General features: G+C 43.3%; 7 protein-coding genes. 4 read left to right on the forward strand and 3 right to left on the reverse strand.

Going from position 1 to position 10,186, the window contains the following annotated elements; all coding sequences use genetic code 11:
* The first annotated feature begins 139 nt into the window (after positions 1–139).
* Genes rimP through infB form a run of 3 tightly spaced genes read left to right on the forward strand, consistent with a single transcriptional unit; the run spans position 140 to position 4,834 of the window.
* Positions 140–586: a ribosome assembly cofactor RimP gene (rimP, locus tag M0Q51_16435; GenBank protein MCK9401564.1), complete on the forward strand. Its 447-nt coding sequence runs from the start codon at positions 140–142 to the stop codon at positions 584–586.
* Between the two features lie 31 nt (positions 587–617).
* Positions 618–1,850, forward strand: a complete 1,233-nt coding sequence (gene nusA, locus M0Q51_16440; GenBank protein MCK9401565.1) for a transcription termination factor NusA — start codon at positions 618–620, stop codon at positions 1,848–1,850.
* A 56-nt stretch (positions 1,851–1,906) separates the two neighbouring features.
* Positions 1,907–4,834: a translation initiation factor IF-2 gene (gene infB, locus M0Q51_16445; GenBank protein ID MCK9401566.1), complete on the forward strand. Its 2,928-nt coding sequence runs from the start codon at positions 1,907–1,909 to the stop codon at positions 4,832–4,834.
* Here infB and M0Q51_16450 read toward each other — a convergent pair.
* From M0Q51_16450 to M0Q51_16460, 3 genes are all read right to left on the reverse strand, one after another.
* Entirely contained in the window at positions 4,831–6,120 is a 1,290-nt protein-coding gene (locus M0Q51_16450; protein MCK9401567.1) for an adenylosuccinate synthase, read from the reverse strand. The two genes, infB and M0Q51_16450, sit on opposite strands and share 4 nt — an antisense overlap.
* Before the next feature lie 23 nt (positions 6,121–6,143).
* Positions 6,144–6,617 carry a transcriptional repressor gene (locus M0Q51_16455; protein ID MCK9401568.1) on the reverse strand — a complete coding sequence of 158 codons (474 nt, stop codon included), beginning with the start codon at positions 6,615–6,617 and terminating at the stop codon, positions 6,144–6,146.
* Between the two features lie 117 nt (positions 6,618–6,734).
* Complete coding sequence (locus tag M0Q51_16460; protein MCK9401569.1) at positions 6,735–8,969, reverse strand: RelA/SpoT family protein; 2,235 nt, start codon at positions 8,967–8,969, stop codon at positions 6,735–6,737.
* Between the two features lie 307 nt (positions 8,970–9,276).
* Here M0Q51_16460 and M0Q51_16465 point away from each other — a divergent pair, with 307 nt between their 5' ends.
* Positions 9,277–10,083, forward strand: coding sequence for a hypothetical protein (locus M0Q51_16465; protein ID MCK9401570.1), 807 nt, complete (start codon positions 9,277–9,279; stop codon positions 10,081–10,083).
* Positions 10,084–10,186 lie beyond the last annotated feature (103 nt).

A 10,186-nucleotide genomic window follows, 5' to 3' on the forward strand; every position in this document is an offset into this window, starting at 1 on the left:
TGAATATTTTTCTCTGAAGCTAAATTTTCATCGAAATCCAGACAGGCATTTTTCCAAAGTCATACTTTTACCGATAATTATTATTTTTTCAATTTATATTAATGTCCCTTTTTAGAGGGGGCTCAACCTTAAAACTCTTATGATTGTAAGTGAGATATCAAGGTTGGTAAATGAACACCTGGCAGGAACAGACAAGTTCCTGGTTGAGGTTTTTATCAAACCGATCAACCGGATTTTCGTATTTATCGATGGAGACCACGGGGTGACTATTGCCGATTGCATTGAGCTGAGCCGGTTTATTGAATCACAGTTCGATCGTGAAAAGCAGGACTTTGAATTGAATGTGTCATCTTCAGGCGCTGATCAACCCATTCGCCAGCAGAGGCAATATGTTAATAATATTGGCAGGTCGCTGCAGGTCAAACTGTCGGATGATAATACAATAACCGGGAAATTGGAAGCTATTGATGATAAAGGCATCACCCTGCTGACACCGGGGGATAAAAAGAAGAAAACAGCCCCTGAAACATTGAATCTTACTTTTGAAGAAATCAAAGAATCAAAAGTCGTTATATCGTTTAAATAAATTGTTTAACTAAGCTATAATTGAACCAGCTATGGATCACATTAATCTGGTAGAAACCTTTTCGGAATTTAAAGAATTCAAAAACATTGATCGGGAAACTATGATGCGTATCCTGGAAGATGTTTTCAAGCATATGCTCGAGAAAAGATTTGGCAGCAGCGATAATTTTAAAATTATTGTCAATATTGACCGGGGGGACCTTGAGATCTGGCGAAACCGGACTATCGTGGATGATGGCGCAGTGGAAGATGAAAATACCCAGATCGCCCTTTCAGACGCAGTTAAAATCGAGCCTGACTTTGAGGTCGGGGAAGATGTATCTGAAGAATTGAAGCTCCTCGATTTCGCACGCCGTGAGATTCTGTCCATCCGGCAGAATCTAGTCGCCAAGATCATGGAGTATGAAAAAGACAGCATCTACCGCAAGTATATGGAGAAAGTCGGGGAGATCATCACAGGAGAGGTTTACCAGGTCTGGAAAAAAGAGATCCTGATACTGGATGATGAAGGTTATGAGCTGAGCCTGCCGAAGCAGGAGCAGATCCCATCCGATTTCTACCGGAAGGGCGATACGATCCGTGCGGTGGTTGCCCGTGTCGAGATGAAGAACAACACCCCTTCCATCGTCATTTCCAGAACTTCACCGGTTTTCCTGGAAAGGCTCTTTGAATCGGAGGTGCCGGAAATTTACGACGGGCTCATAACCATTAAAAAGATAGTGCGTGTTCCGGGGGAGAGGGCCAAAGTGGCGGTTGAATCGTATGACGACCGCATTGATCCGGTTGGTGCATGTGTCGGGATGAAAGGTTCCCGTATCCATGGTATCGTCCGCGAACTGAAAAACGAGAATATCGACGTGATCAACTTCACCAATAATTCCACCCTTTTCATCCAGCGTGCCCTTAGCCCGGCTAAGATCAGCTCAATACACCTTGATGAACCCAACAAAAAGGCCGAAGTTTATATGAAGCCCGACCAGGTATCATTGGCTATTGGAAAAGGGGGATACAATATTAAACTTGCCGGTAAACTGACGGGATACGAAATCGATGTATATCGCGAGGATATTGATTCAGAAGATGTTGATATTCAGGAATTTTCGGATGAAATCGACCAGTGGATCATCGATGAGTTAAAAGCCATCGGGTGCGATACAGCAAAGAGCGTGCTCGAACTTGAAGTGAAAGAATTGGTAAAAAGGACCGACCTGGAGGAAGAGACGATCAAGGAGGTCATTCGCATCCTGAAAGCCGAATTCGAATAAAAAAAGTATCTTTGCACATTTTTACAGTAAAAGCAGTAAAAACAAATGGTTTTTTCATGGCAGATGAGGTAAAACCGACCAGGCTGAATAAAGCCGCTACCGAACTTAATGTAGGGATTTCCACTATTGTGGAATTTCTGCATAAGAAAGGTATTGTGATCGAGGAAAATCCAAATACCAAGATCACACCGGAGATCTTTGCCATACTGGTTAAGGAATACCAATCAGATAAAGCCGCGAAAGATGAGGCCATGAAAATCGGTCTTTCTTTTATTAAACATGAAACCATTTCCCTCGAAGAAAAGGGTGTTAAATCCAGGACCACCGAACCTGAATCTGAACCTGAAGATCTGATTATCAAGAGCTCAGCGGTAAATTTTGAAGGACCTGTAAGCCAGAAAGAGAAAAAACCGCCTGTTAAAGCGCCTGTTGAAGAAGCCAAAGCCAAAGAAAAAGCTCCGGTGATAACACCTGCTATAGAGGTTAAATCTGTTGATCAGGGCGAAAAAACCGCTGAAAGAATTTCAGGCAAGGCCGGCTCCAGGCCCGTTGAAAAAGTTCCCGCTGAAGAAACGAAGGCAGAATCATCGTTGAAGGTCCTGGGTAAAATTGACCTCGATAGTATAAATCAGAAAACCCGTCCAGCAAGAAAGACCAAAGAAGAGAAAAAGGCTGAATCCATTCAAAAGTCCGGTTCGAAAAAAGGCAAGAAGGAAAAGGTAGAAGAGCCTGTTATTGAGGAAGAAGAGATACCTCCTGTGCTAATTGAACCGGAGGAAGAAGACTTGGAAGAGGAAGAACTTCCAGTCGTTAAGCAACCTGTCCGTGACGCCAATTTCCTCCCTACGCGTTTTGATAAACTGGATGGTCCTAAGATTTTTGGCAAGATAGATCTTCCTTCTGAGAAGAAGGCGGAAAAGAAACCTGTTGCTTCTTCGACTGATGACAAGCTTCAGTTAAAAAAGAAAAAACGTAGACGTATCAGGCAGGAGAAATTCCAGGAACCTGTTGTCACCCGTGACAGTAAGGAAAAGCCAAAATTCGGCCCGAAGAAAAAACAAGTATTTAAGCCGGAGCCCACGGAAGAAGAGATCCAGAAGCAGATTAAGGAAACCCTTGCCAGGCTTGCCCCGACAGGAAAATCTAAAGCATCGAAATATAGGCGGCAGAAGCGCGAAAACATTCGTGAAGAGATCGAGATCGACCGGCAGAAAGCTGAAGAAGAAAAGAAGATACTAAAAGTCACCGAATTTGTGACAGTAAATGAGATGGCCAACATGATGGATGTTCCGGTCATCGATATCATTTCAACATTTATGCAGCTTGGCATGTTTGTCGCCATTAACCAGCGGCTCAATGCGGAAAGCATTGTCCTTGTTGCCGAAGAATTCGGTTACAAAGTGGAGTTTGTAAGCGTGGGGGTCCTCGAAGCAATTGAACTCATGCAGGAAGAGGATTCAGCGGAAGACCTGGTTGAAAGACCGCCAATTGTCACTGTGATGGGACATGTCGACCATGGAAAGACCAAGCTGCTGGATTTCATCAGGAGCACTAATGTCATCGCAGGTGAAGCCGGCGGGATAACCCAGCACATCGGGGCATATGAGATGCAACTTGAAAACGGCAAGAAGATCACCTTCCTTGATACGCCGGGCCACGAAGCATTTACTGCCATGCGTGCCCGGGGAGCATTGGTCACTGACGTGGCCATTATCGTCATCGCAGCTGATGATGATGTGATGCCCCAGACTGTTGAAGCCATCAATCACGCGCAGGCTGCCAATGTTCCCCTGGTGTTTGCCATCAACAAGATCGACAAACCCACTGCTAATCCTGAAAAGATTAAGGAACAACTGGCTAAAATGAATATCCTTGTAGAGGACTGGGGTGGAAAATTCCAGTCACAGGAAATATCAGCCAAGCAAGGTGTGAATGTTTACCAGTTGCTAGACAAAGTCTTACTGGAAGCAGAAATGCTTGAACTGAAAGCGAATCCGGACCGGCTGGCATTAGGAACCGTCCTCGAATCTTCGCTTGACAAAGGCCGTGGTTATGTTGCCAAGGTCCTTATTCAAAACGGGACAATGAATATCGGTGACATGGTTCTTGCCGGGGCGCATTTTGGAAGGGTCAAGGCTATGTACAATGAGAGAAACCAGCGGGTCGATACAGCAGGTCCCTCCACGCCGGTATTGTTGCTCGGGCTCGACGGAGCCCCGCAGGCAGGCGATAAATTCAACGTGATGAAGGATGACCGCGAAGCTAAAGCCATCGCCAACAAGCGGCTCCAATTGCAACGTGAACAGGGGATCCGTTCACAGAAACATATTACACTCGATGAGATCGGCCGCCGTATCGCCATTGGCGACTTCAAAGAACTCAACCTGATCGTTAAAGGTGATGTAGATGGCTCAGTCGAAGCCCTTTCTGATTCATTACTAAAGCTTTCCACCAAGGAAGTGCAGGTAAATGTAATCCATAAATCGGTCGGAGCGGTGACTGAATCGGACGTACTGCTGGCATCCGCATCGAATGCCATCATTGTCGGGTTCCAGGTCCGTCCTTCACTGAGCGCCAGGAAGCTGGCTGAAAAAGAACAAATCGAAATCAGGTCATATTCCATTATTTACCAGGCCATCGAAGAGATCAAAGCAGCTATCGAAGGTATGCTTTCACCCGAAATTGAAGAGAAGATCACCTGCAATATCGAAATCCGTGAAACATTCAAGATTTCGAAAATCGGGACCGTTGCCGGCTGTTATGTCCTCGACGGTAAGATCAACAGAAATACCCGGATCAGGATTATCCGCAACGGTATCGTGGTTTATACCGGGAAACTGGGCTCGCTGAAAAGGTTTAAAGATGACGTTAAAGAAGTAGCGACAGGTTTTGAATGCGGATTGAATATCGACAATTTCAACGACATCAAAGAGGGTGATATCATTGAAGGGTTCGAAGAAGTAGAAATTAAAAGGAAACTTTAGAAAAACAACGTTTCTTTCCGGTCCGGCCCGTAAGAAAGCCCTATCACAGGCACCCTGGCACTCTCCTCAATAAAGCTTACATAGTCCTTTAATGCAGCAGGCATAACATCTTTCCGCTTTAATGCATTCAAAGAAGTATTCCAGCCGGGCAGATCTTCATATGATACAGCCAGCTCATCCTGTGCAAAGTCATAAGGGACCTGGTCCATTTGCTTTTCTCCTGCCCTGTATCCAGTTCCAACCTTAAGCCTGGCAAAATCATTCAGGACATCCGTTTTCATCATAAACAGCCGGGTTACACCATTGATCATGATGGCATACTTTAGCGACACCATGTCCAGCCAGCCGCAACGACGAGGCCTGCCGGTAGTGGATCCATATTCATGGCCCTGCTCACGCATTGTTTCACCGGCGTCACCTGATTGTTCTGTCGGAAACGGGCCACTGCCAACTCGGGTGCAATACGCTTTAAAAACTCCGATAACTTCGCCGATATTACCGGGATTGACCCCCAGACCGGTGCATACGCCCCCTATTGAGGTACTGGAAGAAGTCACATAAGGATAGGAACCGAAATCCACATCAAGCATGGTCCCTTGGGCACCTTCAGCGAGAACCCTTTTACCTTCCGCCAGGCACTGATGAATAAAATATTCGGCATCGATTAACTTAAGACTCCTCATAAAATCAACCGATTCCAACCACTTCTCTTCATAATCACCAAATGGAAGCCCGTCAATTTTGAATGAATCAGAATTAAACCCCATAAAATCTATGAGTTTCAGGTGGTTGTCGCGCAAAGAAAGATAACCTGCCTTAAATCCTTTGTTTAAGATGTCGCCGACCCTGATCCCGTTCCGGGCAATTTTATCGGTATAAGTGGGGCCGATGCCTTTCAGGGTAGAGCCGATTTTTGTAGCCCCTCTCAGTGTTTCATTAGAGGCATCAAGCAGCCGGTGTGTCGGCAAGATCAGGTGAGCCCTTTTAGAGATAACCAGTTTCGAAGTGGCTTCAATTCCATGATCGGCCAGGTTAATTATCTCTTTTCTGAAAATAAAAGGATCAAGGATAACCCCGTTGCCGACAAGATTTGTTTTATCAGGATAAAAAATACCCGAAGGGATAGTATGAAGGACAAATTTTTTCTTATTGAATTCGATAGTATGACCTGCATTGGGCCCTCCCTGAAAACGGGCAACGATATCATAGCGGGGCGTCAGGACATCCACAATTTTTCCCTTGCCTTCGTCACCCCATTGAAGGCCAAGTATAACATCTACTTTCATTTCTTTTGGTCTGGTAAGAAAAACTAATTTGTCAGGGATGGTTCCTTTTGCTCATCAAGGCAGTATCCATAGAATGTCAGGGAATGGTGAGATACTTTTACTTTCAGCGTCTCTTCAACGAATTTCCTTATCTCTTCAACACGCGGATCAGCAAATTCCATCACTTTGCCCGTTTCAGTATCAATAAAATGATCATGTTTTTTAAACTTGTATGATCGCTCGAACTGGGCACAGTTATTTCCAAACTGGTGCTTGGTAACCAGGCTGCAGTCCAGCAGCAACTCTATCGTATTATACAATGTGGCGCGGCTGACCCTGTATTTGTTATTCTTCATGCGGATATAAAGGGTCTCAATATCGAAATGCCCGTCGGTGTTATAGATCTCCTTGAGTATAGTAAATCTCTCAGGCGTCTTCCGATGTCCCCTCTGTTCCAGGTAATCAGTGAAGATTTTCTTGACCGCTTCAAATGAGTCACTTTGTTCTCTTTCTTTCATCACATCATTATACAAAAGCAGCATAAAAGTAGAAAAAATTATCTATTCAAATCTGGTATAAATAAAAATAATTATTTTTAACAAAATTAAAGTCAGGAAAATTTAATTATAAAAGGCTTATTCGTTAAACCGGTCGATGCGGGTCACCTTAATGATTTCCTTGATTTTAAGCAGGTTTTCAAGAAGTTTATTCAGAGTCTGTGTATCATGAAGATAAAGCATGACAGTTCCCTCGGTCATTCCTTCGGATGTATCAAGATGGAAAGAGCGAATATTGATATTATGTTTTTCGGTGATCACTTCAGTGACTTTCCTGATAAAGCCTTTTTTATCGACGCCCTGGATCTTAATTCCGGTAAGAAAACCGATTGATTCCTTATTCTTCCATTTTGCCTTGATGATCTTCTTCCCGTATTTCGACATGAGGTCAATAGCATCTGTGCAGTTAGTCCGGTGTATTTGCATAGACCCCTTTTCATTCAGAAAACCGACGACATCATCACCGGGAATAGGTCTGCAGCAGCGGGCCATCACATACTTGATCTGAGTAATATCATCGCCAAGTAATAATGATTCCGGTTTCTCCTTTAATTTTTCCACAATGGTTTCCGCAAGGCTCTTATTGTTGACTGCTTTGGGCTTGATGAATGGCCGGCTGAGATAACTGAAAAGATTTCTCTTTTCACCTTCCTGGCTGAATTGCCTGACTTCTTCGACCCCCATGTCCCCGTTTGCAAGCATATAATAAAGATCATCCGGGCTGTTGACAGTGTGAAAGTTGATAAATTTCTGAACAGTCGCTTTATCGTCAGGGAGGTTGAACTGCTGAAAAAGGGCCCCGAGCTTTTCCTTGCCCAGGATATGCAGCTTTCGCTGCTGATCTTTAAGATATTGTTTGATGTTGGTTCTTGCTTTTGCCGTAACGGCATATTTTAGCCATTCTGCCTCAGGCATGGTGCTGTTGGAAGATAGTACCTCAACCTGGTCACCATTTTTCAGCATATTTTTCCGGGATACCAGCACCTGGTTAACCTTAGCGCCGATGCAATGATTTCCGATCTCCGAATGAATAGCATAAGCGAAATCCAGAACCGTGGAACCGGCAGGCAGTGTTTTCACATCACCTATGGGCGTGTATGCATAAATCTCCTCGGCAAAAAGGTTTAGCTTGAAATCATCCACAAAGTCCAGCGCGTCAGTGTCTTCGACGATCAGCATATCCCGGGTTTTTTTAAGCCACTCTTCTAACCCGGTTTCTGTGTCGATCAGGTCTTTGTACTTCCAATGTGCGGCATAGCCTCTTTCAGCGATGTCATCCATCCGGCCGCTGCGAATCTGGACTTCAACCCAGCGGCCGGTCTGGCTCATTACTGTGGTGTGAAGGGCCTCATAGCCATTGGCTTTCGGGATGGATATCCAGTCGCGCAACCGGTTGTGGTTTGGGCGGTAATGGTCTGTAATAAAGGAATATACTTTCCAGCATTCTGACTTTTCCAACTCAAGGGGCACATCTATCACAATCCTGACAGCAAAAAGATCATAAACCTCTTCGAACGGGATTTCCTTTTTCCTCATTTTCTGCCAGATGGAGAAAATGCTTTTTTCCCTTGTAAAGATCTGGAACTTCATCCCCTTGCTCCTCATGTCTCTCTTGATCGGGTAGATGAACTTATTGGTAAACCTCAGACGGTCGGCTTTGGATGCTTCCAGTTTTTGCTGCAGTGAGTGATATATTTCAGGCTCTGTTGCCCTCAGTGAAAGGTCTTCAAGTTCACTTTTGATTGCGAATAATCCGAGACGATGAGCTAAAGGGGCGAAAAGATAGGTAGTTTCGGAAGAAATTTTCAGTTGTTTATCTTTTGGCAACGCTTCCAGGGTGCGCATATTGTGCAGCCGGTCAGCCAGTTTAATCAGAATGACCCTTACATCCTGTGTCAGGGTTAGCAAAATCTTACGGAAATTTTCTGCTTGAGGAGAAACAGACGGTTTGTCGATGATCTCTTCAATTTTAGTCAGTCCGTCAATGATCTGGGCCACCTTTTCCCCGAAATGAAACCGGATATCTTCCAGGCTGTAATTAGTATCTTCCACGACATCATGCAAGAGGGCGCTAACGATTGATGTTGTGCCGAGGCCGATCTCTCCTGCCACAATGGTAGCTACTTCAATGGGGTGATAAATATAAGGCTCTCCCGAATGCCTTCGCATGTCCTTGTGGGCATCTACTGCAAGGTCAAAAGCCCGGCGGACAAGCTTTTTATCAGCCGGGACCTTTGAATTCCATACCCTGAGCAAATTACGGTATCGCTTAATGATCTCTTTTTTCTCTATTTCAGGATCGTTGGGAATCATAGGAAATTTCGACTGTTCATCAGCGCAAAGTTACGAATAAGAAATGATTGCAAAGGCGGCATTCCTGATCATTGTAATTAGCCTGAATAAATTTATTAACCTCCTTTCATTTTAGAAAAAAATGTTGTATATTGTAATCGTCAATCCACCCTCCGAAAACAAGATTTATTTCTTCGTCAGGCATTCTATTTTAGAAATGTTGTAATTGTGATTTTTTGGTATGATGTTATCATATCATATTGATTGATAATTCAATTATACTTGGATTTTAATATCAGATCAATTATTAACCTTAATCTAAACCAAAATGAAAAAAGTCTTAAAAATTATCATGTTTGTTTTCTTGGTCCCCCTTACCAGTAAGGAACAAATCTATGTTCCATTTCCTGACTCAAATGCAATTTGGAGTGAAGTTTTAACCGATATGCAGCCATTTGAGATACAAGCTTATCAATACGGAATTTCAGGAGATACATCATTCAATTCCACTTGGTATAAAAAAGTGTATTTATTGAATGACACTGTCTATCCTCTGGTTCTGGGTCAGTATTGTTGTGCCATAAGGGAAGATAGCCTTAAAAGAATCTATGCTATTGATTGTCAATGTTGTTTTCAACCTTTAAGTGGAGAAGAGGAAGTCATTCTCTATGATTTTTCAAAATCTGTTGGTGATACGGTTTTGGTTGGTTTGGACGGAACAGACCCTCTCGGAGGATATTATGTAATCGATTATATTGACTCGGTGTTGATCGATGGTAATTACCGGAAAACATACCATTTCGTTGACTATGATTACTTAGAATATTGGATTGAAGGAATTGGTAGTACAAGAGGATTGTTTTCACCATTAACTCCGGTGACAACTGGTTCTCTTAAATGGGAATTAATTTGCTTCAATCAAGATGGTATAGTTAAATATTTAAATCCTGTTTACAATAGTTGTTTTCCAATTCTTACAGAAATAAATGAAAGGGAAACGGTTATTGACCCTATAAAACTTTGTCCAAATCCAGTGTCTGATGTGAGTATTCTCGATTTAAGCCTTTCAAATCAGGACTTTACGATTTTGGAAATATATGATGCATTAGGAATCAATACTCCGGTAAATTTTTAAGCAGCTAACCTCCCGATGCTCAAACACTCGTCATACAACAGACGGATTTTTTCGCAACTCAGGTCGAGAGCTAACTTTGAAAAAATTAAATCAGTGATATATT

This window comes from Bacteroidales bacterium (assembly GCA_023229505.1).
Lineage (GTDB): Bacteria > Bacteroidota > Bacteroidia > Bacteroidales > JAGOPY01 > JAGOPY01.